This window comes from Leptotrichia sp., assembly GCF_057270615.1.
In genome coordinates this window covers 46,113-69,848 of the sequence record NZ_DBHIXN010000003.1, presented here as the reverse complement: position 1 = coordinate 69,848, position 23,736 = coordinate 46,113, and the positions used below count along the sequence as shown (strand labels likewise).

Here is a 23,736-nt window from a genome sequence, read left to right as displayed (position 1 = left end):
AATGGGAAAACTAGGTGGATTTTTAGAAATACATAGAGAAGAAAAAAAGATTAGGGAAATTTCTGACAGAATTAAAGATTTTAATGAAATTGATGTACCTTTAGATGATGAATATATAAAAACACAAGCGGCTAGATGTATGGACTGTGGAGTGCCTTTTTGCCACTGGGCTTGTCCTGTAGATAACCACTGTCCTGAATGGCAGGATTTAGTCTATAATGGAGAATGGAAAAAGGCTCTGGACTTGCTTTTGTCAACAAATCCATTTCCAGAATTTACTGGGCGAATTTGTCCAGCACTTTGTGAAGGAAGTTGTACTTTAGGAAAAAATGATAAGCCTGTAACTACTAAAAATATTGAACTTGCTCTTATTGAAAAAGGATGGGAGAATGGCTGGGTAAAACCAAAAACTCCGAAAAAAAGACTTGACAAAAAAATTGCAGTAATTGGAAGCGGGCCATCTGGACTTGCTGCCGCTCAAACTTTAAACAGATTTGGGTACAATGTGACAGTTTACGAAAAAAGTGAAAGAGCTGGAGGACTACTTGCACTTGGAATTCCTGATTTTAAGCTTGACAAGAAAATAATCGACAGAAGAGTAAAACTTATGGAAGAAGAAGGTGTTAAGTTTATTTACAACACTGAAGCTGGAAAAGATATTTCTAACGAAAAATTAGAAAAAGAGTTTGATATAATTCTTATGGCTTGTGGTTCAAAACAAGCTAGAGATTTAAATATTAAAGGAAGAGAAGCAAAAGGCGTTTATTTTGCAATGGACTTTTTGACTCAGCAAAACAGAAAAGTAAACAATATTCCTTTGTATAACGAAGAAATTAATGTAAAAGGTAAAAATGTGCTTGTAATCGGTGGTGGAGATACTGGTTCTGACTGTGTTGGGACTTCTGTAAGACAAGGTGCTGCAAGTGTAAAACAAATTGAAATTTTAAACAGGCCATCTGAAACTCGTACATCAAAAAACCCTTGGCCACAATTTCCAATGTATCTAAAAACTTCAACTTCTCACAAGGAAGCAACTGAAGTTTATGGAAATGACCCAAGAGAATGGAATGTTACAACAAAAGAATTTATAAAAGATGAAAATGGAAATTTATGTGGAGTAAAAATTGCAAAAGTTGAAAGTTTTGTAAATGAAGATGGAAGACTTGGATTTAGAGAAATTGAAGGTTCTGAAGAAACGATGAAAGTTGATTTCGTCTTTTTAGCAATCGGATTTTTACATCCATATTTTGAAGGGCTTTTGGAAAATTCAAAAGTTGAATTGGATGGGCGTGGAAATGTTAGTGCAAATGTAATCGACCACCAAACTTCTCAAGAAAAATATTTCGCTGCAGGAGATGTAAGACGAGGGCAATCATTGGTAGTTTGGGCTATTAGTGAAGGTAGAAATGCTGCTAACGCTATTCATAAATATTTGAGAAAAAATAGAAATTAATGCTATTTTATAAATAGCTGATTCATTGTGAATCTTTAATTTATATAAAGCATTAAAATTTCTTCTTGTAAATAAAAAAAGAACTGTTTTATAAAAATAACTTTATAAAGCAGTTTTTTTATTAGAAATTTTTTCTTAAACTTACTTCGTTTATAAATTTTTTAAATAATTTTTTTGAAAATTGATCATTAATTTCCATCATTTCTGGATGCCATTGAACTCCAACAATAAAAGTTTTGTTTGAAATATTTTCAATTGCTTCAATTATTCCGTCTGCACTTTTTGCTGTAACAACAAATCCTGGTGATAATTGATTTATTATTTGATGATGGTAGCTGTTTACAAATCCTATTCCTTCAGGATAAATATCACTTAAAAAACAATTAGTTGCTACGTTTATTGAGTGAGTCGGAGTGTGGGCTCTAGCTTTTTGAAAGTGTTTTACTGAAACGTTTTCATTGTAGGATAGATCTTGGTAAAGTGAACCGCCACATTCAACATTGATTATCTGCATTCCACGACAGATTCCTAAAATTGGCTTTTTATAAGTAATTGCATAACGTACAAGAAGTGAGTCAAATTTATCACGTTCTGGAAATATTTCTCCTAATTTTTCTTTTGGCTCTTCACCATAAAGAAGCGGAAAAACATCATTCCCCCCAGTTAACATTATTCCATCCACGCTTTTTACAAATTCTTCAATGATGTCTTCGTGTTCATTCAAAGGCAAAATATGTGGCACTCCACCAGCATTTATCACAGCATTTATATAAGAAACATCCACATAAGATCGTTTATATCCAGCAAAAAGACCTTTTTCCAATTCAAGTATATTGCTCGAAATTCCAATAATAGTTTTTTTCATAATTATCCTCCAAATTATAAAAATATATATAAATTTAATCATATATTCTTATATTAGTCAATATTTTTGGAAGTTTTTTTATAATTTTCATATTTGTTTAGTTTTAAATCAGTTTATATAAAAAATAAAAAAAATAACTTTTGATTTATTCCTAAACAATTTACTATATCTCGAAAATAGTTCGCTATTTACATATATAATATAAAAATGTTATAATATGATAAAATAATTTTAAAATAAAACTCAAAAATTATAACTGCTGAAAATTATATAATTTTAGTAAGTTTGATTTTAAGGATTGAGAATAATATAAAAATATATGATTGGAGAGAAATAAGTGTGGACGTACATCATTTAAAAATTTTTTTTGAGGCATGCAAGGAAAAAAGTTTTACTAAAGCTGCAAAAAATTTATTTATAAGTCAATCTGCGGTATCAATACAAATAAAAAAATTAGAAACAAAATTAGGAATCCAGCTTATCGAAAGAAATTCCAAAAATTTTAGGCTAACTTTTGCTGGAAAAGAACTTTATCGGATGTCAAAGGACGTTTTTGATAAAATTTTACGAGTTGAAAAAGAGATGGAAAAAATCTCACATTATGGTAAAGGAAAAATCTGTATAGGGGCGACTCATAATATTGGTGAGCCTGTGCTTCCAAGAATTATGGTAGAATTTAAAAAAAATAATCCAGAGATTGAATTTGATTTATACATAAAAAATCGGGAATCGCTTGTAAGGCATTTAAAGGAAGGAACAGTTGATATTGCTTTGATGGAAGAATATTTTATTGAGGACAAGGAAATAAAAGTCATCGAAACAGAAGAATATCCATTTGTTGTTGTGGCTGGAAGAGAAATATCAGATTACAGGGAATTGAAGGAAATGCAGCTATTAAAGCGGGATACGCTTTTGACAAGCAAATATCTTGATTTATTTGAAAAGATAATTGGATTTAATTTAGAAAATCGCATTGTAATAAATGGAAGTATTGAAACTATGAAAAATTTCATAAAAAGTGGACTTGGTTTTGCGGTTCTTCCTTATTACAGCGTTTATGAAGAAGTTGAAAAAGGTGCGCTAAAAGTTATTCACAACTTTGAAAAATCAGAAGATAAGTTTCAAATCGTCTATATTCATGAAAATGGAGAAAAACCAGGAATTTCAAAATTTGTAAAATTTTTAAAAAATTATAAAATTACACCTGCTTTGTTTTCAGTAAAAAATAAGTAATAATTTTTATTAAATAAATATTTTTTATATGGAGGAAAATTATGTTAAAGGAAAATATTAGAAATTCATATTTGACTGCCTTTGAAACTGTAAAGGCATTTGTAGAAAATGAAGAAAATATTGAAAAAACAGAAAAAATTTCGCAGGAATTGGCATTGGCTTATAAAAATGGGAAAAAATCGTTAATTGCTGGAAATGGTGGAAGTAACTGCGATGCGATGCATTTTGCAGAGGAATTTACAGGAAGATTTAGAAAGGACAGAAAAGCATTGCCATCTATAAGTATTAGCGATTCTTCACATATTACTTGCGTTGGAAATGATTATGGATTTGATTTTGTCTTTGCAAAAGGTGTAGAAGCATTTGGACAAGAGGGAGATTTCTTCTTTGGAATCTCAACTTCGGGAAATTCAAAAAATATAATAGAAGCAGTAAAAATGGCAAAAGAAAAAAAATTAAAAACTGTAGCACTGCTTGGAAAAGATGGAGGAAAATTAAAAGGAGTGTGTGATTATGAGTTTATAATACCTGGCGAAACTTCAGACAGAATTCAGGAAGTTCATATGATGATTTTACATATCATAATTGAAGGTGTGGAAAGAACTTTATTTCCTAAGAATTACTAAAATAAAGTAATTTTACTGTAATTCTATTATAAATTAATAGTTTTTTATAAGAGTTTTAAAAGCATTTAGTGGTATATTCTTTATTGAAGTAAATTTTGAAGAAGAGAGATGGTAAAGATGAAATTATTAAAAAAATCTATGCTAGTATTGTCTGCAATGACACTAATTGGAGGAATGAGCTTTGCTGCTGCAACAAAAACTGCAAAAAAAGCAGTTGCTAAAAAAACAGTTACAAAAGTTGTAAAAAAACCAGCTGCAAAAACTGCAAAAAAATCAGCCAAAAAAGTTGTAAAAAAACCAGCTACAAAAGCTGCTAAGAAATCAGCTGTAAAAGTTGCAAAAAAACCAGCTGCAAAGGCTGCAAAAAAATCAGCCGCTAAATAAAAACAAATTTTGAAGAAGAGAGATGGTAAAGATGAAATTATTAAAAAAATCTATGCTAGTGTTATCTGTAATGACATTAATTGGAGGAATGAGCTTTGCTGCTGCAACTAAGACTAGAAGAAAAGCAGTTGCTAAAAAAACAGTAGCTAAAAAAGTTGCTTCAGAATCATATACTTGCGGTTCTGAAAAAATAACAGTTGCTTATCCAACAACAAAAACTGCAAGATTAACAACTAAAGCAGGAAAAGTTTATAACTTAAATATTGCAGTATCAGGTAGTGGATCAAGATATGTTTCTAAAAATGGAAATATTGAATTTTTTAAAGGTGGAAAAGATGCTATGTATAGAGGATCTAACGGTATTGAAAAATCTTGTACAAAAAGATAAACTTTAAAAAGCAAATCAAAAAGTACACAAAATTTTAAAGAATATTAGCAAAAAGTTTTCTACTTTTATTAAGTAGAAGATAACTGTTGAAATATTCATAAAATGATTAAAACACAAATTTTAAATGAGCTTTCTGAATATACAAGTAATAATTTGTAATTTTTAAGAAAGCTCTTTTTTTGTTTCAATTTTTAAGCAAATTGATCAATATATTAAAACCTATTCCAAATTAAACTGTTAAAAATTATACAAACTTAGGATTTAAGTAAAATAGCCATGGCTTTTAAGTTTGTTTTTAAATCAGTTTTACTATTAAAATAAAAAAACTATTCAAAAATTTTACGCTATCAATGATTGAAAATCTTTGTTAAAAATGATAAAATTATAAGGTATAATATAGAGAAGTAATAAATAATAGAGAGGAAATCATAATGCATGAATTGGCTATAATTATTTCAACGTGGATAATTCCGTTTGAGAGAATACATTATTTGATAATTATTATTTTGGCGGTAGCAGTGCTTTTGTCAGATAAATCACCAAATGCAATGCTTGCTTGGATTTTTACGATTTTTACATTTCCAGTAGGTGGTGCAATATTGTATCTTTTATTTGGAATTAACTGGAGAAGGAATAAGATAATTTCCAAAAAGATGAAAGGTGAAGAAAAAAAGCTCTATTCTAGACTTTTTAACTTTATGCAACGAGATGTATCAGATATTTTCAGGTCACAGGACTTTTTTTATTATAATCGGCTAAAAAATGTAGATAAAAACGTTAACAAAATGAGTGAAAATGAAATAAAGGAAAAAATTCAGGATCAAATAAATACGATGATAATGAATATTGGACTTCCCGCTCAGCAAAAGGAAATTGTAAAGATGCTTTATAAGGCTGAAGGAACTTTTTTGACAAATAATAGTTCTTATAAACTGTTTTATGGAGGAAAAGAGGCTTTTGATTCTATTTTGAAAGATGTTGAGAATGCAAAGAATACAATTTATATGGAATATTTTATATGGAAGGCTGATGAGTTAGGAGAGAAGATAAAAAATGCACTTATAAAAAAAGCAAAAGAAGGTGTTAAAATAAAATTGCTTTTTGATGGAGTAGGGACATGGAAATTGCCAAAAAAATATAAAATGGAACTTAGAGACGCCGGGATTAAAATAAGATGGTTTTTGGATGTAAAATTTTTTATTTCTAAGATGAATTATCGAAATCATCGTAAAATAGCTTTAATCGACAATAAAGTAGTTCATACTGGTGGAATGAATGTGGGGCAGGAATATATAGACGGTGGAAAGCGGTTTGAAAGCTGGAGAGATACAAATATTAGAATTACTGGGGAAATAATTGGGCAATATCTTGCAATTTTTGTAACAGATTGGTTAAATAGTGGAGGTAAGGATAATTTTGCTGAAGATATAAAAAAAGAAGCAGTCCATGAGTTGGAAGAGCAAAAGCCAATTGACAGACAGGAAAATTTAAAATATCTTATGCAAGTGTCATCAAGTGGACCTGATACAGAATGGACAACTCTAAAATATTTATATTCTAAAATGATTGCAACAGCAAAATCAGAAATTCTAATTCAAAGTCCTTATTTTGTACCAGATACTGATCTGCTTTCTCAGCTCAAAATGGCAGCTCTTTCTGGAGTGAAAATAAAAATAATGATAACAGGTGTACCTGATAAAAAGATGCCATATTGGATTGCAGAAACTTATTTTGCAGAATTGATAGAGGCTGGAATTGAGATTTTTAGATATAAGGCAGGATTTTTGCACAGTAAAAATATAATAGTGGATGAAAAAATATCTACGATGGGAACGTGTAACTTTGATATGAGAAGTTTTGAGATAAATTATGAAGTAAATTCGGTATTTTATAGTGCAGAAATTAGTAAAGATTTAAAGACACAGTTTTTGAAAGATTTGGAAGTGTGTGAAAGATTTGATGAGGCAAGATTGAAGAAGGTGACTTTTAGAAAACGGCTGAGAAATTCTGTATTCAAGTTAATTTCACCAATAATGTAAAAAAATTATAATAATTGTGGGAAGGAAGACGAATGGAAAAAAATTTCACGAAAGATGGACTTATTCTATTGAATAAAAGTAAAGGGATAAGCTCGTTTGCGGCAATTAATGAGCTGAAGAGAAAAATAAAGGCTAAAAAAGTCGGGCATGCAGGGACGCTGGATCCAATGGCTGAAGGGCTTATGATTGTTATGGTTAATGATGCTACAAAATTTTCTGATGACCTGATGAAAAAGGAAAAGGAATATTATGTTGAAATGGAACTTGGATACAAAACTGATACTTATGATCTGGAAGGGACGGTTATTGAAAGATATGAGGCTGAAATAAATATAAGCAATGCCCAAATAATAAAAGCTGTAAATAGTTTTAAAGGAAAAATAAAGCAGATTCCGCCAATGTATTCTGCAATAAAGGTAGATGGGAAAAAACTTTATGATTTGGCTAGAAAAGGTGTAGAAGTTGAAAGAGCTGAAAGAAATGTGGAAATTTCAGAAATTAGGAAAATCAAAATCTCTAGGCCAGATAAAAATTCAAAAGTCAATGAGAATATCAAAATTTCATTTTATGCAAAAGTCAGCAGTGGAACTTATATCCGTTCTCTAGTTTACGATATTGGGGAAAAATTGGGAGTTTTTGCTACGATGACAAGGCTTGTGAGAACTAAAATTGGAAGATTTGAAATTGAAGATGCGATTGATTTGGAAAAGGCTGAAGCTGAAATTGATAAATTGAAGGAATTGGTGGAGGCTAAAAGGGAAAATGAATCGTTTTGGGCTACAAAAAGTGATGCTGTGATCAGGGCTGAAAAGATTCGGGAAATAGTGTGTTTTGTAGAAATAGAATATGTGCTTGACTATTTTGGGATAAATGTTTCCAATGAGAAATATGGAAAATTGAAAAATGGAATGACAGTTATCGACACATTTAAAAAATTTGAAAATATAAGTAAAGAAGTTAATATGAGAAAAAAAATCAAGGAAAATCAGAAATTTAAGATTTATGTGAGAAATAGAGATACAAATGAACGGGAATTTCGTGGAATTGTGAAAATTGTAAATATTAAGGGAGATAGAATTTATTTAAAGAGAGATAAATACTTTTTGTAACTTTCAGAATTGAAAAGTGGTGATAATAATATATGAAGAAGTCAAATAAATATGTATTTGATATCGAAGTTTTTCCAAATTACTTTTGTATTGTGTTAAAAAAGTTGAATGATGATAAAATATTAATTATTGATTCGGATAATTTTAACCGCCAAAAGAAACTTCTGTATGGAGTCATTTCAAAAAATGTGCTAATTTCCTATGCGGGGCACAGTTTTGATGACATTGTGATTAATGATCTTTTAAAATACAGAAATTCAAATGTAAATAGGAATAAATTAAACAGCGAAATAAAAATAATAAGAAATATGCCAAAAAATGGATATAAAAGCGAGAATCACGAATTTAATTCGTATGATCTGGCTTATGAATATAACTTGAATCTTGGGGTAAAAGGGTTTGAGTTTAATTGTGGAGATAATATTGAAGAGCAGGATTTTGCCAACTTTAATTATGTAATTAAAAAAAATATATATGATAAAACTGTTGACAAGGTAATTGACTACTGCCTTCAGGATGTTTTAGCAACTGAAAAAATGTATAATTTTATAATTTCAGAAGAAAGTAACTGGGATGAAAAGGAAAATCTGTTAAATATACTTACAAATGGCAATTACAGCAACAATATGAAACTTAAGGGAAAGATAAAATACTTAAATTATAGTAATGACAAACTTGTGACTATGCTTCTTAAACAAAATTCTGATAACAACAGCCAGGCTAAAATAAATTATTCAAAAAGAATAAAAATGGATGATTATGATAATTATCTTCAGAAAAAAGTGTATAAATTGTCAATAAAAAAAGATCATCTGTATAAATGGCTTCTTGAAAACAAAATTTTTCTTGAAAAAGATAGAAGCATAGTAAACAAAATACCAAGGGATCTGCTTTTAAAGTCATCATTTGTAAAGGATGTTTTAAACAGATACAGAATAAGTATTGTGAAAAGAATAAAAAGAGTCTTTGCAAGGGAAGGCATTGAAATGGTTGGGGCATCAGAAAATGATATTTTTATAACAAATGTAACCGATGAACTTTTAAGTAAAATAAGAAATAAAATAAATCATCAGTATCAGGATATTTTCTCAATAGAAGATATTGATAAATTTTTGAAAAATAAATGTTCAATTTTATATAAAATAGGTGACAAAGTCAGAGGAATTAATGAATATCATTACAGCAAGCTAATTATGCCAAGAAATCATAGATGGATTTCAGAAATTTTAAAATTATATTTTTGGGAAAAAAAGGAAATAGGAACGGCGGTAAGAGAAGTTTTTTCAGAAAATCCTGACATATTTTTTATGTATGCTTCTGTTTATGAAGATATTTATGCCTGTGATGAAAATGGAAAAATGAAATTTGAAAGCAGTGAAGTGCTGGATAAATTTAGGAAATATCGGCTATATTTTTCAAGAACAGGATTATATAAGGCTGTTATCCGTAAAGATGAAAAATATTATGAAAAATATGGTTTTGGAGATATTAACGACAACTTGTATAAAGTGAGGAATGTTGAAACAAGCGTAAGCGAATTTGAAAATTATGAGGATATTGACTTGGAAAGTTATATTGACTATATTCAAAATTATATAGAAAAATATTTTGGATAGCATATACGGATACCTTGCATACAGTCTTTAGGTGTGATATAATAAAAAAATAAGGAAGTAGAGGAAAAATAAAAGAAAATATGAGAATTTTAGGGATAGATCCTGGAACAGCGATAGTGGGATATGCTGTCGTAGATTATGAAAATGGCAAGTATAATCCGCTTGATTATGGCTGTATTTTTACAGATAAGGATGAAGATATGCCAATCAGGCTGGAAAAAATTTATGATGGGCTGGAAAACATTATAAAGCTATGGAAGCCAGCAGATATGGCTATTGAAGACTTATTTTTCTTTAAGAATCAAAAAACAGTAATAAAAGTAGGACAAGCTCGTGGAGTAATAACTTTAGCAGGGCAAAAAAATAAGCTGAATTTATACAGTTACACTCCGCTTCAAGTAAAAATGGGAATTGCAAGTTATGGAAGAGCTGATAAAAAGCAAATTCAGGAAATGGTAAAGTTAATATTAAAGTTAGATGAGATTCCAAAGCCTGATGATGCTGCAGATGCCCTTGCCATCGCAATTACTCACATAAATTCTAAAATAGGATTTGGCGGGTTTGACAGGGGAGATAATATTACAAAAAAATTGAATAAAATTACTTCCAATCGAATAAAACTGGAAGATTACAAAAAATTAATAAAATAAGATTATATATTAAAAATTTAGATAGAAAGAATGGTAGATAAAAATGAACATAGTTCTATTAAATCCAGAAATACATGTAAACACAGGAAATATCGGAAGAACCTGTGTTTTAACAAATACAAGGCTGCATTTAATAAAACCTCTAGGTTTTGAACTGGATGACAAGAAAATAAGACGTGCAGGGCTAGATTACTGGAAAAACGTACAGCTTTTTGTATGGGAAAACTTGGAACACTTTTGGAAGGAAAATATTGAAAATAATGAAAATGCAAAAATTTATTTTGCAACGACAAAAACGGATCAAAGATATACCGATGTAAAATTTAATCATGATGACTATATAATGTTTGGGCCTGAATCTCGTGGAATTCCTGAAGAAATATTGAATAAATATAAGGAAAATAATATTACGATTCCAATGCTGCCACTTGGAAGATCGCTGAATTTGTCAAATGCGGTGGCAATTGTTCTGTTTGAGGCTTTAAGACAAAATAATTTTGAATATTAGTAAAGTTAAATAGCGTAGCAGGAGTATTTATATTTAAAAATTAAAAGTTTTTGGGAAAAGTGGAGGGAAAATGAAACAATATTTGGATATGGTCAAGCATGTGCTTGACAATGGAGTAAAAAAGGAAAATAGAACAGGAGTTGATACGATTTCAACTTTTGCCTATTCGTATAAGGTTGACTTGAGTGAAGGATATCCACTTCTGACAACTAAAAAGATGTATTTTAATTCGATGCTGCATGAACTGTTCTGGTATTTGTCTGGGGAAGAGCATATTAAGAATTTACGTAAAAAGACAAAGATATGGGATGCCTGGGCGGATGAGGAAGGAAGGCTGGAAACGGCTTATGGAAGATTCTGGAGAAGATATCCTGTTCCAGAAATTGCTTTGGATGGAGAAGTTTTTGCAGATGAAAATAATCCTTGGACAACTAGAGAAGAAAATGGACAGTTAGTATTCGATCAGATTCAGTATATTATTGATACTTTGAAGGAGTTAAAAACAAATCCTAATCATAAAAATGGGAGAAGAATGATAGTTTTGGCCTGGAATCCAGGAAATGCGACAATTAGTAAATTACCGCCATGTCATTATACTTTTGCATTCAATGTTTTAGGAAATAAATTGAATTGCCATTTAACTCAGAGAAGTGGAGATATTGCACTTGGGATACCATTTAATCTGGCTTGCTATTCGTTACTTACAATGATGATTGCAAAAGAGTGCGGCTATGAAGCTGGAGAATTTGCTCATACAATAATAGATGCTCATATTTATGAAAATCATATTGAAGGATTGAAGGAGCAGCTGACAAGAAAACCGCTAAAACTTGCCAAAATCAAGATTGCGGATAAGCCATTTAATGAATTGACATTTGAAGATATTACGCTGGAAGATTATGAAAGCTATCCGGCTATTAAATTTGAAGTTGCGGTTTAATAATTTAAGAAAATATAAAAATAAAAAAAGGAGCTATGATGTTCAGTTTAATAGTTGCTGTTGGGAAAAATAATGAAATTGGGAAAAATAATCAGCTTTTGTGGCATATTCCTGAAGATTTGAAGAATTTTAAAAGGATAACTACTGGAAAAACGGTTATTATGGGGAGAAATACCTATGAGAGCATAGGTAGGCCTTTGCCTAATCGTGTGAATATTGTTTTATCGAGAAATTTTTTAGAAACAGAAAAAAAAATAAATAAAGACAGAAAAAAATATGAAAACGAAACTACAAAGCTGGAATTTTTTGATGATTTTCAAAAGGTTGCTGAAAAATATAAAGATTTGACAGAGGAAGTTTTTATTATTGGGGGAGGCGAGATTTATAAAAAGTCGCTTGAACTTGGGATTATAAAAAGAATTTATATGAGCCATATTGATTTTTCCGATAGTGAGGCGGATGCTTATTTTCCAGAAATAGATTGGGGAAAATGGGTGACTTTGACAGAAGAAAATTATGATGGCTGGAAATTTTGCATTTATGAAAAAATAAAATAAATATCTAAAGAGGAGAAGACAATGCCTAGGCTTAAATTTACAAAGGAAATAGTGGTTGAGGCTGGATACGAATTGATGAAAAAGGAAGGCTTTCAAAATGTGAGTGTCAGAAAAATTGCAAATTATTTAAAATGTTCCACGGCGCCGATTTATTTTAATTTTAGGACGATAGATGAATTAAAGGAAGAAATTATAAATGTATGCAAGGAAAAATTAAAAAAATATCTTTATGGGAATTATTCAGAAAGAAAAATTTTAAGTGGAGCTATTGGATTTGTAATTTTCGCTAGAGAGGAAAAGGAATTGTTTAGAACAATTTTCCTTGATACTACTGAAAGATTTGAAAAACTTTATGAAATGACGCTTAATGAACTTTTGACAAAAGAAAACTTGCATGAAAGTTTTCCTTCATTGGAAATGGAAGAAGCTAGAGATGTCGTAGATAAATTATGGTATTTTTTATTTGGATATGCAACTATGCTTTGTACAAGACTTGATGAAGATTATAGAAAAAATGAAACGAATGAAGTCATAAAAAATAAAATATTAGAAGTAGTAAAATATTTTCAGATGTAAATCTAAAAAATGATGAAATAAATAGGAGAAAAAATGAATAAATACAAATTTTTAGGAGCATTCCTTCATTTTGTATACAGAATGCTTAGCTTTATGACAAGAAAAGAATATTTTTTCGCAGATGGAGTGGAAATGAATGATCCAAATATCATTGTTTTTTGGCATAGAAAAATTTTTACAGTTTGTAATGCTACACGAATTATTAAAAAAAAAGCTTCTATTGTAAGTGCATCAAAGGATGGAGAAATATTGGCAGAAGTGCTTAGAAAAGAAGGGAATAAGCTTATTCGAGGATCTTCAAACAAGGATAATATAAAAAGTCTAAAAGAAGCTATGAAATATGCCAAAAATAAATATACTCTTGGAATTGCTATAGATGGTCCGGCTGGACCTATTTTTGAACCAAAATCAGGTGCAATCTTTATAGCGAAAAAGACAGGAATGCCAATTGTGCCAGTCAGTTCCTATTGCAGTAAAAAGTGGATTTTTAAGAATATGTGGGATAAACTTGAAATACCAATGCCGTTTTCAAGGTGTGTTCATTATGTTGCAGAGCCGTTTTACTTGACTCGGGAAAGTTCAATGGAGGAATCAATAGAATTGGTTAAAGAGAGAATACATGAAGCTGGGTATAAGGCATTTGAGATTTATAACAAAAAATATAATAAAAATAAAAAAATTGAATTTAACGAAGAAAGTTTTGGAAAATAAAGAAATATAAATATTTATATAAATTATAAGGAGGAATTAAAATATGTCAAAATCATTTTATATAACAACACCAATTTATTATCCTAATGCGGCACCGCACGTGGGAACAGCTTACACAACAATAATTTGTGATATGGTAGCGAGATATAAAAGATTAACAGGATATGACGTTAAGTTTTTGACTGGAGTGGATGAGCACGGGCAAAAAATTCAAGAAGCAGCAGAAAAAAATGGATACACACCTCAACAATGGGTTGACAAAATGTCATTAAATTTTACAACTTTATGGGAAAAATTAAATATTTCAAACACTGATTTTATGAGAACTACTCAAGAAAGACATATCAATAGCGTTAGGGAAATTGTGAAAAAAGTTAATGAGAATGGCGATATTTATAAAGGTGAATACTGGGGTAAATATTGTGTGTCAGAAGAAACCTTTGTTCCCGAAAATCAGTTAGTTGATGGTAAATATATGGGAAAAGAAGTTATTGATGTAAAGGAAATTTCATATTTTTTCAGATTGTCAAAATATGAAGATGCATTATTAAAATATATTGAAGAAAATCCTGAATTTATCAAACCAGAAGGTAAAAAAAATGAAGTGGTTGCATTTATAAAACAAGGATTGCAGGATTTATCAATTTCAAGAACGACTTTTGATTGGGGAATACCATTAGAGCTAGAAGAAGGGCACGTAATTTATGTCTGGTTTGATGCTTTGACAAATTATTTGACTGGAGCGGGATTTGCTAAAGATCCTGAAGAGTTTGAAAATGTTTGGACAAATGGTACAGTAAATCACGTTGTTGGAAAGGATATTTTGAGATTTCACGCTATTATTTGGCCTGCGATGCTTATGTCAGCTGGAATAAAACTACCTGATACAGTTGCTGCACATGGATGGTGGACTGTTGAAGGTGAAAAGATGTCTAAATCCCTTGGAAATGTGGTCAATCCTGAAGAGGAAGTGGAAAAATATGGGCTTGATGCCTTTAGATATTATTTGATGAGAGAAGCCACTTTTGGACAAGATGCGGATTATTCCAAAAAAGCTATGATTCAAAGAATAAATTCTGATCTTGCAAATGATTTGGGAAATCTTTTGAATAGAACTATTGGAATGCAAAAAAAATATTTTAATTCACAAGTTGTTTTAAATGAAGTTGAAAATGATTTTGATAAGGAAATAAAAGAATTATGGCAAAATACATTAACAGATGTAGATAATCATATAAATAATTATCAGTTTTCTGAAGCATTGAAGGATATTTGGAAATTTATTTCCAGAATGAATAAATATATTGATGAATGTGAGCCTTGGAAACTTGCTAAAGATGAAACTCAAAAGGATAGATTATCAACAGTTATGTATAATTTAGTTGAATCACTTTATAAAATTGCATTGCTGATTTCACCATTTATGCCTGAAACTGGACAAAAGATGATAAATCAACTTGGACTTGATAAAGATGTTACCAAATTACATTTAGATGATTCAAAAGAATGGAAAAGTTACCCTGTTGGAAATAAATTAAATGAAGCAGTTCCATTATTTCCTAGAATTGAGATGGAAGAAGAACTTGAAAAAGAATATAATGAGAATTTGAAAATTGAAAATCCAATTACAATAGAAGATTTTAATAAAATTGAAATAAAAGTTGTTCAAATTGAAAAAGTGCAAAAGATTAAAAATGCAGATAAACTTTTAAAATTTATTGTAAATACAGGAAAAGAAAAAAGACAAATTATTTCAGGAATTGCAAAATGGTATCCAAATGAGCAAGAATTAATTGGTAAAAAAGTTCAGGCTGTGTTAAATTTAAAGCCAGTTGAATTAAAAGGGGAACTTTCACAAGGAATGCTTTTAACAACGACAGAAAAGAAAAAAACTAAACTGATAGTTATAAATGACGAAGTAAAAGTTGGGACAACTGTAAAATAAATAATTTTAAATAGCAGAGTTGTTATAAAAAAACTAAAAGATAAAAAAGTGGGGGCAATTTTTTAACGAATAGGAAATGTGATAAAAATATGAAAAAATGTATATATATATTATTTGTGCTATTATTTTTAGCATCTTGTTCAAAAAGTGATGCTGGTTATGATGCACTTGAAAAAGGTCTTATTGGTATTTTGGAAAAGAAAGATTATGAATATATAATGAAGAATATCAATGAATCAGCAAAGGCTGGGAATGAAGATGTTTATGGACTTGCCTATACTTATCTTGCTGAAAATGGAGGTATGTTTTTTAATAAATATATGAAAAAAAGTAAGGGACTAGCTGAATATTATCAAGCCCTTTTATTACAGCAAACTAATGGAGATGAATTTCAAATTCTAGACCTTCTAGAAAGTTCAGCAAAGCAAGGAAATGTAAAGGCTTATTACATGATTGGAAATATATATGAAAATAAGCTGCAGTTTACAAAAGCTCAGGAATATTTAAAAAAAGGTAAGGATGCTGGTGAAATTTATTCACTTTATTCTTATGAATATAACAAGAAATTGATGAAATATTATAAACGAATAGAAGAATTGAATCAAAAATTAAACGATGGAACTATTACAGCAAATGAAAAAAAAGAACTTGGAACTTTAATTTTGGAAAAAGTTTCAAATCCAGAAAAGGCTTATGATATTTTGAAAGACTTTTTGCCTGAAAATTATTCTCCTGCACTTTATGCAAAAGCAAAGTTGCTGGAAAATGATGACAAAAACGAAGAAGCTGTGCAAATTTATAATCAAATATTTGCAAAGGATAAATATTATTTGGCAGCATTTGAACTGGCTTCACGTCTTGTAAAAGATCAAAAAAACTATGATTTGGCATTAAAAATACTAGATGATACTAATTCAGATGAAGTCCTTATTTTGGGATATAAAGGATTTATTTATGAAAACTTAAAGAATTTTTCAAAAGCTGAAGAATTTTATCAAAAAGCTGCAAGTAAAGGAGATATTGATGCAATGAACTATCTTGGACGCTTGTATGAAACTCAAAAAGAAATGAAAAAGGCTAAAAATATTTATAATAAGGCATATATGCTAGGTTCAATTTCGGCTGGATACAAACTTTCCTATATTCTTGAAGATGAAGAAAAAGCAAAAAATCCTATAAGCAGTGATGATAATGGTCCAGAAAAACGAAACAAAGAAGCTAAGAAAATACTTGAAAGACTTGCTAATAGCGGAGATGACTATTCAATGGTAGATTTGAGTCTTTATTATCCTGAAAATGATAAAATGGTTAGAATATTGAATTTAGAAGCGGCTGCAAAGTTAAATACAACAGCATTTTACAATTTAGGAGTTTATTATTATAGTAAAAAAAATAAAGACAAAGCAAAATTTTACTTTAAAGTTGCTAAAGAAAATGGATATAATATTGGAGATGTATTTAATGCTTATATAACCGATTAAATATGTTTAATGGTGGTATTAAATTTTTTTAGGAATAAAAATAAATATTTTTACAGAAAATTCTAATAAATATATTGTATAATTACTAAGTTATTGTAGAACAATAAGTAAGTTAATTAAGAGTAATACTTAATAATTACAAGAGAGCAAAATCTCTTGCTACAAACTAAAGAAAGTCAAAAAAGATAAATATCCTAAAATGCTCTGTTTAACGGGATTTTTAGATATTTAAAAATGACTAATAAAATTTGAGAAAAGGAGAGAATCTTAAAAATGAAAAAAATAATTTTAATGATATCAATGCTTTTGTTATTTGTAGTATCGTGTGGAACAAGTGAATTTAGTGTTGATGTAGATGGAAAAGGGAAAATTCCTAACTTTAAATTAAAAGATCTTAATGGAAAAACTGCCGATCTTGGTAAAATTATGAAAAATGGTAAAGAAACGCTATTTGTTATAGCTGCTGAATGGTGCCCGCACTGTAGGGAAGAATTACCTGAAGTTCAAAAGTTTTATAATGCAAATAAAGATAAAGTTAATGTTATTGTAGTATTTACAAATGATAACACTAATCTTGGAAAAACACAGACTTATGTAAAGGATAATGAATATACTTTCCCAGCTTATTACGATGAAGACGGTACAGTTGCTCGTGGATTTGCAATTGATGGTTTCCCATTTAATTTAAAAATAAATAATGGAAAAGTTGAAGATAAACTTGAATTGCCAGTTGATTTTGATTCACTAACAGCTGCTTTTGGAAAATAATTTTCATCTAAGTAAAGAAGTTTGGATAATTTGTAAAAAAAATAAATATAAAAATCTTTACAAATATAAAAATATATGATAAAATAACACTTGAATTTATACTATGAATATAAGTTTGCCGCTATATTCTTGGTTTAAATAATAAATATTAGGAGGAAATAAAATGGCATTAAAATCAAAAAAAGAAATTATTGAAGCATTCGGAAAAAATGCTCAGGATACAGGATCTGCAGAAGTTCAAGTTGCACTTCTTACAGATAGAATTAACCATTTGACTGCTCACTTAAAAACGCATCCTAAAGATATTCATTCAAGAGTAGGATTGCTTAAAATGGTTGGTAAAAGAAGAAGATTATTAAATTATATTAAAAATAGAAACGTTGATGATTATAGATCGTTAATAGAAAAATTAGGAATCAGAAAATAATAATTAATATAAAAGAGCGTATTTGTGTATGCTCTTTTTTTAAAAATTTTAGGGAGTTCATATAAATAGATGAAATATAAAGTAAGTGAGAAAATATCAGGATTTTTTGTGATTTTATTAAAAAAAGTATTGTCAGTTTTTTCTCTTAAAGTTAGATATAAAATCTTTGAAAGTTTTGGCATGCTGGCATATTATCTTATAAAAAAAAGACGATTACTTGCAATAAATAATATAAAAAATGCTTTTCCTCAAAAAAATGATGAAGAAATTATAAGAATTGCAAAGAAATCATATAAAACAATGGGAAAAATGATAATGACTTCAATTTTTTTGGAAGAAATTACAAAAGAAGGAAATACTATTGTAGAAAATGAAGAGTTAATGAAAAAGGCTTGTAAAGACAATGAAAAAGCAGTTTTAATTGTATCACTTCACCTTGGAGGTTTTGAAGCGGGAAGCAAGATGAAAGATATTAGAAAATTTTATGCTGTGTTTAGAAATCAAAAAAATAAAAAAATTAATGACTTAATGACAAAGTGGCGTGAAAAAGGTGGATTAAATTCATTGCCTTTACATAACAATGAAGCACTTAGTAAAGCAATAAATGAAAAGTCAATTATTGCACTTGCGTCAGATCACTATGGAAAAGATGTAAATGTGACATTTTTTGGACATGAAACAACAGCAGTTGCAGGTCCTGTGCTTCTTTCTATAAAGCATAAGATACCGATAGTTTTGGCTTATGCAATATTTGATGGGGATGTTGTACGAGTTGTAAATAAAAAAATTATTCAAATTGAAAAGCAAAAGAAATTAAAGGAAACAATGCAGTTTAATATGCAAAAAATTTATAATGAATTTGAAGAAATTATAAAAGAGTACCCTGAACAGTACATGTGGCAGCATAATAGATGGAGAAATAAGAAAAAAAATTAAGAAAGAAACAGATAAGAAAAAAATAAGCGAGAAAAAAAGAAAAAATTTATTTTTCTAACTTGAATATGTGAATAAATTATGATAAAATTAAATGACGAAGTTTTTGGAGGAAAATATGAAAAAATATTTATGTCTATTTATTTTGTTAATTCTAATAAGCTGTACAAGTTTAAATCTTTCTGCAGGTAATATATCTAAAGCTGAAATAAGAACAATTAGCAAACAGATAACAAAAGTTACTGAAGATTTAAAAACTGCTGTCAGCTTAAACGAATATGATAAATTAAAAGAAGTTTTTTTACCTACATTTAAAAATAATATTATTGTAAAAAAAATACAAGAATACGATCTTTCAGGATTGACATTTGTTTTTTCTGATGTGAATGTCGTATCGAAAAATAAGGCAAATAGTATGATGGTAGTTAATTTTGACACGGCGAGCAATTATTATAAAATAACTTGGAAAAAGACAGATGACAATGTATGGAAGATTTCAAATGTAGCTGAAAAAAAATAGGAAGGGAGAAAAATGAACATATCAATAACAATTTTGTTGATTGTTATTTTTTCTTTTTTAACTTTTTTTATAGCTTATTTTTTTGGAAGTTCAATTTTTAAGAAAAAATATGGAGATTTGAACGAACTAGAGTTAAAAATCGTTGATGCTAAAAGAAGACTTGAAACATCAAAAAAAGAAGTTGAAAGAGAAATTGAATCGTTTAGGAAAGAAGAAACATTAAAAGTAAAAGAAGAATTGTTAAATGAGAAAAAAATAGCAGACGATGAAATAAAGAAAATGAAGTCAGAGCTTGCCATTAAAGAAGAAAGAATTGCCAAAAAAGAAGAAACATTAGAAACAAAAATGGAACGTCTTGAAGAAAAAGAAGCAAAAAGTGATAAGTATCGTGAAAAGTTATTCCGAAGAGAAAAAGAACTGGAAGAAATGATTGCAAGTGAGGAAAAAGAACTGGAAAGAATTTCAGAATTGACACAAGAAGACGCCAGAAAAATTATTTTGACTAAGCTAGAAAATGAATTAGATCACGATAAAGCTGTATTGATTAGGGATTATGAATATAATTTGGATAGAGAAAAAGATAGAGTTGCTAAAAGAATCATCTCAACTGCTATTGGGAAAGCAGCTTCTGATTATGTCGTAGATTCAACAATTTCAGTTATTCAGCTACCAAGTGAAGAAATGAAAGGAAGAATTATTGGACGTGAAGGAAGAAATATAAGAGCTATTGAAGCGGCTACTGGAGTAGATTTAATAATTGATGATACTCCTGAAGCAGTTGTATTATCTTCATTTGATGGTGTAAGAAGAGAAGTGGCTAAAATCGCACTTGAAAAATTAATTTCAGATGGACGTATTCATCCGACAAAAATAGAAGAAGTTGTAGCAAAAGCACAGCACGAAGTGGATGAAAGCATATTGGACGCAGCAGAACAGGCTATCTTAGAAGTAGGTATTCCAACATTACCACGAGAAGTTCTAAAAGTACTTGGACGATTAAAATTCAGAACATCTTTTGGACAAAATATTTTACAACATTCAATAGAAGTTGCACATATAGCAGCTACATTAGCTGCAGAAATTGGTGCAAATATTGACATAGCTAAAAGAGCTGCATTATTGCATGATATAGGAAAGGCTTTTTCACATGAGCAGGAAGGCTCACATGCTATAAATGGTGGAGAATTTTTAAGAAAATTTTCAAAAGAAAACGAAATTGTAATAAATGCAGTAGAATCGCATCATAACGAAGTTGAACAGTTAAGTATTGAAGCAGTAATAGTGCAGGCTGCAGATTCGATTTCAGCTTCAAGACCAGGAGCAAGACGTGAAACATTATCAAACTACTTAAAACGTTTGGAACAATTAGAAGAAATTGCAAATAGTCACGAAGGAATTGAAAGTTCATATGCAATTCAAGCTGGAAGAGAGCTAAGATTAATTGTTCATCCAGATAATGTTGACGATGACAAGGCTACAATACTGGCAAGAGATGTAGCAAAAGAAATTGAAGAAAAAATGCAATATCCAGGGCAAATAAAAGTTACAGTTATTAGAGAAACTAGAGCTGTGGAATATGCAAAATAGTAATAAAATAAATTAAAAGTAGAGCTAATCCATTAAAAATATCTTTTTAGAGAGTGTTTAAAATTTTATGTAAACTCAAAGTGGGATAATTTTATTTTGGAGGCTCTTTTTTTATCATAATTATTTAATAAATATTTTTTATTTATTTTCATAGGATTATTTGTTGCCAAAATTAATACTATTCTCTGTTTAAAAAGTGAATATTTATTTTAATTATTTAAAAAAGATTTATAACATATTTGTTATTCAAATGGAGTTTAGTATAACAAATAGATATTTTATTTATTGTTTGATAAGAGTTGAATTTCTTTTAAATGAAATTTATGATAACTTTATTCTTTAGATGAGAAATAGTATAGGCTAATTAATAAAAAATAGAATTTATTGGAAAATAAATTAAGAAAAACTGTAAAAAAATGATAATATGTAGTATAATAAATATAATATGTTAAAGCTATTTTAAAACTGATCTTAAAAATTTTATCTAACTTAGATTAGTTTGAAGTTTAAATATTGAAAGTGTTTAGTAATCATATAAATTTGTTATTTAACAAGGAATCAAAAAATGAATATGTAAAGGAATGATTTTAGATGAAATTTTTAATAATTGGGGATGTTGTTGGAAGACCGGGTAGAAATACGCTGTTTAAATATTTGGAAAAAAGACGTCAAAATTATGATTTTATTATTGTAAATGGTGAAAATTCTGCTGGCGGATTTGGGATAAATATAAAGATTGCAAAGGAAATGTTTGAGCGTGGAGCAGATGTTATAACTTTGGGAAATCATAGCTGGGATAAAAGGGAAATTTATCCTTATATTAATGAGCAGAAAAACTTGATTAGACCTATTAATTTTACAAAAGAAGCTCCAGGAAATGGTTATGCAATTGTAGAGAAAAATGGAGTAAAAGTGGCAGTCATAAATGCACAATGTAAAGTATTCATGCCGCCAATTGCTTGCCCGTTTTTGGCAGTTGAAGAAGTTTTGCCTAAGATAAAGGAAGAAACAGATATTATTGTGCTTGATTTTCACGGAGAAGCTACTTCGGAAAAACAGGCTATGGGATGGAATTTAACTGGGAGAGTATCGGCAGTTTATGGAACTCATACACATACTCAAACAGCTGATGAAAGAATATTGCCGGGAGGAACAGCTTATATTTCAGATATTGGAATGACTGGAGGTCATGATGGTATTTTGGGAATGAATAGACGAGAAAGTATTCAAAGATTTAAAGATGGAATGCCAACAAGATATTCTGTATGTGAAGAAAATTTAAGAATTAATGGAATTGAACTGGAAGTGAATGAAAAGACAGGAAAAGCAGTTTCTATAAAACGTGTAAATATGGGATATGATGAAATATAAAAAATAGGGGAAAATTTAAGAATGAAGTGGATAAAAGTAAGAGTAGATTATTTTTCAGATAATTTAGAAGAAACTAAAGCAAAATTAGTAAATATGTTTAATGAAATTGGAATTAACGAAGTTGAAGTCATTGATTACTTTTCAGAAAATGAACTTGACTATAATGCTAATTTTTCTAATAAAAATGATGTTTGGAGCATTATTGGATATATTGTGGATAATAGATTTGCAAATACAAAATTAAATATTATTTTTAATAATTTAAAAGAATTTATGGAAAATGAAAATGAATTTATGTATGAAATTTTTACAGCCAAATGTAACGATGAAGACTGGCAAGATGAATGGAAAAAGTATTTCCACACTGCAAATATAACTGACAATATTGTGATAAAGCCCAGCTGGGATGAATATGAGCCGTCTGATAACGAAATTGTAGTCGAGATTGACCCTGGACTTGCCTTTGGGACTGGAACACATGAAACGACTTCACTTTGTGTGGAATTTTTGGAAAAATATGCCCAAAATAAGAAAAAATTGCTTGATATTGGATGCGGTTCTGGAATTTTGATGTTAATTGGGAAAAAATTAGGTGTAGAAAAAGTTGTTGGGATTGATATTGATGAAAAAGTAAATGATGTCGTGCTGGAAAATTTTTCTAAAAATGAAATAAGTGAGAATTTTCAAGTAATAATCGGAAATCTTGTGGATGACATAAATGAAAAGTATGATTTAGTTGTTTCAAATATTTTAGTAGATGTTTTGGAAAAATTGCTTGAGGATATAGAAAAAATTTTAGAAAAGGGTGCAACAGTTATTTTTTCTGGGATTTTAAATGAAAAGGAAGAGGAATTTTTAAAAAAGGCTAAAAATTATAATTTGAAGCAGATTGATAGGAAAGAGAAAAATAATTGGGTGTCGCTTGTTTTTAAATATGAAAATTAACTGATTTATTTAAAGAATAACTAGGATTAAAAAGTTTAGTTTTAAAAGATTTTTTTAACAAAAGATAGCAAGAAGTCTCCGGCTTCTACAAGCGGGAGATGAAT

24 protein-coding genes are annotated in these 23,736 nt (G+C 29.2%); 23 read left to right on the top strand and 1 reads right to left on the bottom strand.

What is annotated here, in order from left to right; all coding sequences use genetic code 11:
- Position 1 precedes the first annotated feature (1 nt).
- Positions 2-1,453, top strand: a complete 1,452-nt coding sequence (locus tag ACO409_RS01295) for a glutamate synthase subunit beta (protein WP_485554095.1) — start codon at positions 2-4, stop codon at positions 1,451-1,453.
- Between the two features lie 121 nt (positions 1,454-1,574).
- Here ACO409_RS01295 and ACO409_RS01290 read toward each other — a convergent pair whose 3' ends face one another.
- The gene (locus tag ACO409_RS01290) at positions 1,575-2,318 is read right to left on the bottom strand and encodes a gamma-glutamyl-gamma-aminobutyrate hydrolase family protein (RefSeq protein ID WP_485554094.1); all 744 of its coding nucleotides are present in this window, start codon (positions 2,316-2,318) and stop codon (positions 1,575-1,577) included.
- 339 nt (positions 2,319-2,657) lie between these two features.
- On the opposite strand from ACO409_RS01290, the gene ACO409_RS01285 reads away from it, so the two are divergent.
- The 22 genes from ACO409_RS01285 to prmA all read left to right on the top strand — a co-directional run bounded on the left by ACO409_RS01285 (position 2,658) and on the right by prmA (position 23,632).
- On the top strand, positions 2,658-3,551 hold the full coding sequence (locus tag ACO409_RS01285; protein WP_485554093.1) for a LysR family transcriptional regulator: 894 nt from the start codon (positions 2,658-2,660) through the stop codon (positions 3,549-3,551).
- A 41-nt stretch (positions 3,552-3,592) separates the two neighbouring features.
- Positions 3,593-4,177 (top strand): D-sedoheptulose 7-phosphate isomerase, encoded by a 585-nt coding sequence (gene gmhA, locus ACO409_RS01280; RefSeq protein ID WP_485554092.1) that lies wholly within the window; start codon positions 3,593-3,595, stop codon positions 4,175-4,177.
- 117 nt (positions 4,178-4,294) lie between these two features.
- Positions 4,295-4,561, top strand: a complete 267-nt coding sequence (locus ACO409_RS01275) for a hypothetical protein (RefSeq protein WP_485554091.1) — start codon at positions 4,295-4,297, stop codon at positions 4,559-4,561.
- 31 nt (positions 4,562-4,592) lie between these two features.
- Positions 4,593-4,949, top strand: a complete 357-nt coding sequence (locus ACO409_RS01270; protein WP_485554089.1) for an MliC family protein — start codon at positions 4,593-4,595, stop codon at positions 4,947-4,949.
- Positions 4,950-5,380: 431 nt separating this feature from the next.
- Positions 5,381-6,988 carry a cardiolipin synthase gene (gene cls / locus ACO409_RS01265; protein WP_485554087.1) on the top strand — a complete coding sequence of 536 codons (1,608 nt, stop codon included), beginning with the start codon at positions 5,381-5,383 and terminating at the stop codon, positions 6,986-6,988.
- A gap of 32 nt (positions 6,989-7,020) precedes the next feature.
- A complete protein-coding gene (gene truB / locus ACO409_RS01260) occupies positions 7,021-8,097 on the top strand; it encodes a tRNA pseudouridine(55) synthase TruB (RefSeq protein ID WP_178937461.1) in 1,077 nt (358 codons plus the stop codon).
- A gap of 32 nt (positions 8,098-8,129) precedes the next feature.
- On the top strand, positions 8,130-9,713 hold the full coding sequence (locus ACO409_RS01255) for a hypothetical protein (RefSeq protein WP_485554085.1): 1,584 nt from the start codon (positions 8,130-8,132) through the stop codon (positions 9,711-9,713).
- A gap of 80 nt (positions 9,714-9,793) precedes the next feature.
- Positions 9,794-10,363, top strand: a complete 570-nt coding sequence (gene ruvC / locus ACO409_RS01250; protein WP_295723940.1) for a crossover junction endodeoxyribonuclease RuvC — start codon at positions 9,794-9,796, stop codon at positions 10,361-10,363.
- 43 nt (positions 10,364-10,406) lie between these two features.
- Complete coding sequence (locus ACO409_RS01245; RefSeq protein ID WP_147003233.1) at positions 10,407-10,871, top strand: tRNA (cytidine(34)-2'-O)-methyltransferase; 465 nt, start codon at positions 10,407-10,409, stop codon at positions 10,869-10,871.
- A gap of 70 nt (positions 10,872-10,941) precedes the next feature.
- On the top strand, positions 10,942-11,811 hold the full coding sequence (thyA, locus tag ACO409_RS01240) for a thymidylate synthase (protein WP_178937463.1): 870 nt from the start codon (positions 10,942-10,944) through the stop codon (positions 11,809-11,811).
- Positions 11,812-11,846: 35 nt separating this feature from the next.
- Positions 11,847-12,368, top strand: a complete 522-nt coding sequence (locus tag ACO409_RS01235) for a dihydrofolate reductase (protein ID WP_485554083.1) — start codon at positions 11,847-11,849, stop codon at positions 12,366-12,368.
- 21 nt (positions 12,369-12,389) lie between these two features.
- Positions 12,390-12,944 (top strand): TetR/AcrR family transcriptional regulator, encoded by a 555-nt coding sequence (locus ACO409_RS01230; protein WP_485554081.1) that lies wholly within the window; start codon positions 12,390-12,392, stop codon positions 12,942-12,944.
- A 33-nt stretch (positions 12,945-12,977) separates the two neighbouring features.
- Entirely contained in the window at positions 12,978-13,655 is a 678-nt protein-coding gene (locus ACO409_RS01225; RefSeq protein ID WP_485554080.1) for a lysophospholipid acyltransferase family protein, read from the top strand.
- A 43-nt stretch (positions 13,656-13,698) separates the two neighbouring features.
- Positions 13,699-15,600, top strand: a complete 1,902-nt coding sequence (metG, locus tag ACO409_RS01220) for a methionine--tRNA ligase (protein ID WP_485554078.1) — start codon at positions 13,699-13,701, stop codon at positions 15,598-15,600.
- A gap of 89 nt (positions 15,601-15,689) precedes the next feature.
- On the top strand, positions 15,690-17,081 hold the full coding sequence (locus tag ACO409_RS01215; RefSeq protein WP_485554077.1) for an SEL1-like repeat protein: 1,392 nt from the start codon (positions 15,690-15,692) through the stop codon (positions 17,079-17,081).
- 273 nt (positions 17,082-17,354) lie between these two features.
- Positions 17,355-17,849, top strand: a complete 495-nt coding sequence (locus ACO409_RS01210; protein WP_485554075.1) for a TlpA family protein disulfide reductase — start codon at positions 17,355-17,357, stop codon at positions 17,847-17,849.
- A 163-nt stretch (positions 17,850-18,012) separates the two neighbouring features.
- Entirely contained in the window at positions 18,013-18,276 is a 264-nt protein-coding gene (rpsO, locus tag ACO409_RS01205; RefSeq protein WP_485554073.1) for a 30S ribosomal protein S15, read from the top strand.
- 69 nt (positions 18,277-18,345) lie between these two features.
- Positions 18,346-19,212: a lysophospholipid acyltransferase family protein gene (locus tag ACO409_RS01200; RefSeq protein ID WP_485554071.1), complete on the top strand. Its 867-nt coding sequence runs from the start codon at positions 18,346-18,348 to the stop codon at positions 19,210-19,212.
- Between the two features lie 115 nt (positions 19,213-19,327).
- Complete coding sequence (locus tag ACO409_RS01195) at positions 19,328-19,729, top strand: hypothetical protein (RefSeq protein ID WP_485554069.1); 402 nt, start codon at positions 19,328-19,330, stop codon at positions 19,727-19,729.
- Positions 19,730-19,741: 12 nt separating this feature from the next.
- Complete coding sequence (rny, locus tag ACO409_RS01190; RefSeq protein WP_485554067.1) at positions 19,742-21,316, top strand: ribonuclease Y; 1,575 nt, start codon at positions 19,742-19,744, stop codon at positions 21,314-21,316.
- A gap of 591 nt (positions 21,317-21,907) precedes the next feature.
- Positions 21,908-22,687 carry a TIGR00282 family metallophosphoesterase gene (locus ACO409_RS01185; RefSeq protein ID WP_485554065.1) on the top strand — a complete coding sequence of 260 codons (780 nt, stop codon included), beginning with the start codon at positions 21,908-21,910 and terminating at the stop codon, positions 22,685-22,687.
- Between the two features lie 21 nt (positions 22,688-22,708).
- On the top strand, positions 22,709-23,632 hold the full coding sequence (prmA, locus tag ACO409_RS01180; protein WP_485554063.1) for a 50S ribosomal protein L11 methyltransferase: 924 nt from the start codon (positions 22,709-22,711) through the stop codon (positions 23,630-23,632).
- The last annotated feature ends 104 nt before the right edge of the window (positions 23,633-23,736 follow it).

What these genes read in the sequence shown, in the direction of transcription:
- ACO409_RS01295 (WP_485554095.1), top strand. Translation starts at nt 2, where the DNA reads ATGGGAAAACTAGGTGGATTTTTAGAAATACATAGAGAAGAAAAAAAG.
- ACO409_RS01290 (WP_485554094.1), bottom strand. Translation starts at nt 2,318, where the DNA reads ATGAAAAAAACTATTATTGGAATTTCGAGCAATATACTTGAATTGGAA.
- gmhA (WP_485554092.1), top strand. Translation starts at nt 3,593, where the DNA reads ATGTTAAAGGAAAATATTAGAAATTCATATTTGACTGCCTTTGAAACT.
- ACO409_RS01275 (WP_485554091.1), top strand. Translation starts at nt 4,295, where the DNA reads ATGAAATTATTAAAAAAATCTATGCTAGTATTGTCTGCAATGACACTA.
- ACO409_RS01270 (WP_485554089.1), top strand. Translation starts at nt 4,593, where the DNA reads ATGAAATTATTAAAAAAATCTATGCTAGTGTTATCTGTAATGACATTA.
- cls (WP_485554087.1), top strand. Translation starts at nt 5,381, where the DNA reads ATGCATGAATTGGCTATAATTATTTCAACGTGGATAATTCCGTTTGAG.
- truB (WP_178937461.1), top strand. Translation starts at nt 7,021, where the DNA reads ATGGAAAAAAATTTCACGAAAGATGGACTTATTCTATTGAATAAAAGT.
- ACO409_RS01255 (WP_485554085.1), top strand. Translation starts at nt 8,130, where the DNA reads ATGAAGAAGTCAAATAAATATGTATTTGATATCGAAGTTTTTCCAAAT.
- ruvC (WP_295723940.1), top strand. Translation starts at nt 9,794, where the DNA reads ATGAGAATTTTAGGGATAGATCCTGGAACAGCGATAGTGGGATATGCT.
- ACO409_RS01245 (WP_147003233.1), top strand. Translation starts at nt 10,407, where the DNA reads ATGAACATAGTTCTATTAAATCCAGAAATACATGTAAACACAGGAAAT.
- thyA (WP_178937463.1), top strand. Translation starts at nt 10,942, where the DNA reads ATGAAACAATATTTGGATATGGTCAAGCATGTGCTTGACAATGGAGTA.
- ACO409_RS01235 (WP_485554083.1), top strand. Translation starts at nt 11,847, where the DNA reads ATGATGTTCAGTTTAATAGTTGCTGTTGGGAAAAATAATGAAATTGGG.
- ACO409_RS01230 (WP_485554081.1), top strand. Translation starts at nt 12,390, where the DNA reads ATGCCTAGGCTTAAATTTACAAAGGAAATAGTGGTTGAGGCTGGATAC.
- ACO409_RS01225 (WP_485554080.1), top strand. Translation starts at nt 12,978, where the DNA reads ATGAATAAATACAAATTTTTAGGAGCATTCCTTCATTTTGTATACAGA.
- metG (WP_485554078.1), top strand. Translation starts at nt 13,699, where the DNA reads ATGTCAAAATCATTTTATATAACAACACCAATTTATTATCCTAATGCG.
- ACO409_RS01215 (WP_485554077.1), top strand. Translation starts at nt 15,690, where the DNA reads ATGAAAAAATGTATATATATATTATTTGTGCTATTATTTTTAGCATCT.
- ACO409_RS01210 (WP_485554075.1), top strand. Translation starts at nt 17,355, where the DNA reads ATGAAAAAAATAATTTTAATGATATCAATGCTTTTGTTATTTGTAGTA.
- rpsO (WP_485554073.1), top strand. Translation starts at nt 18,013, where the DNA reads ATGGCATTAAAATCAAAAAAAGAAATTATTGAAGCATTCGGAAAAAAT.
- ACO409_RS01200 (WP_485554071.1), top strand. Translation starts at nt 18,346, where the DNA reads ATGAAATATAAAGTAAGTGAGAAAATATCAGGATTTTTTGTGATTTTA.
- ACO409_RS01195 (WP_485554069.1), top strand. Translation starts at nt 19,328, where the DNA reads ATGAAAAAATATTTATGTCTATTTATTTTGTTAATTCTAATAAGCTGT.
- rny (WP_485554067.1), top strand. Translation starts at nt 19,742, where the DNA reads ATGAACATATCAATAACAATTTTGTTGATTGTTATTTTTTCTTTTTTA.
- ACO409_RS01185 (WP_485554065.1), top strand. Translation starts at nt 21,908, where the DNA reads ATGAAATTTTTAATAATTGGGGATGTTGTTGGAAGACCGGGTAGAAAT.
- prmA (WP_485554063.1), top strand. Translation starts at nt 22,709, where the DNA reads ATGAAGTGGATAAAAGTAAGAGTAGATTATTTTTCAGATAATTTAGAA.